This window comes from Paraburkholderia sp. Tr-20389 (assembly GCF_017104565.1).
Taxonomy (GTDB): Bacteria; Pseudomonadota; Gammaproteobacteria; order Burkholderiales; family Burkholderiaceae; genus Paraburkholderia.
In genome coordinates this window covers 1-836 of sequence record NZ_JAAGPD010000111.1, presented here as the reverse complement: position 1 = coordinate 836, position 836 = coordinate 1, and the positions used below count along the sequence as shown (strand labels likewise).

2 pseudogenes are annotated in these 836 nt (G+C 67.2%); both read right to left on the bottom strand.

Features of this window, described 5'->3' with window-relative positions:
* Positions 1–625, bottom strand: a pseudogene (locus G3N95_RS40385) (hypothetical protein); the annotation flags it as partial.
* A 19-nt stretch (positions 626–644) separates the two neighbouring features.
* Positions 645–836 (bottom strand): annotated as a pseudogene (locus tag G3N95_RS40380) (hypothetical protein); the annotation flags it as partial.

The window sequence follows — 836 nt, the reverse complement described above, 5'->3', positions numbered from 1 at the left end:
CAAGTGCACCTGCCTTGCCACTGCCATTGCCGCCTTCGGCGAGCGTGCCGGCTCCCGCGCTGCCGCCCTTCGCGCCGGAATCGCCGCCGGCCCCATAGCCCTTGCCGCCCGACGCCTTCGACCAGCCACCGTCGCCGCCCGACGCCTTCGCGTAGCCGCCGTCGCCGCCCGATGCCTTCGAGTTGCCGCCGTCGCCGGCAATGGCCTTGCCGCCGTTGCCGCCATCGCCGCCATAGCCACCTCCGGCTCCGGCGCTGCCGCCTTTGCCGCCGATGCCTTTGGCCCCATCGCCGCCCTTGCCGCCATTGACGCTGCCGTAGTTCGTCGCGACATTGCCGATGCCGGTGACGCGGACATGGGACACGCTGCCGTCAAGCTTGCTGACGGCGACGGCCTTGGTGCTATTCCACGAATCCTGCGTGACGCTTCCGTACCCGGTCACTTCGTTCGCGTTGTCGCCCGTGCCGCTCGTCTGCGATGACGAAGCCGTATTCGACAGTGAGTTGTTGCCGCCACTCGCCTTCTGGTTGCAAGACCAGTCGCCGCTGGAGCAGGGATTGGCCATCGCATAGCCGCTGAAGCCCAGCGCGACGATGGCTGCTGATGCCAAGAGAGTCTTACGCATGAAAGCCTCCTGATGAGGATTAGCGACCGACGGTCAGGTTGGCCTGGACCGTGACGGCTTGTTGCACCAGCGAAGCCATACCGCTGTTCTGGTTGGCTACGAGGATGCCCGCTGCCGACTGGGCGACGCTCGTCATGGTGTTGGCCATGTTGAAGTCACCCGTGCCGACGCCGATTGCACCGCCCGCGCCGCCTGCCGCGCCGTTGCCGCA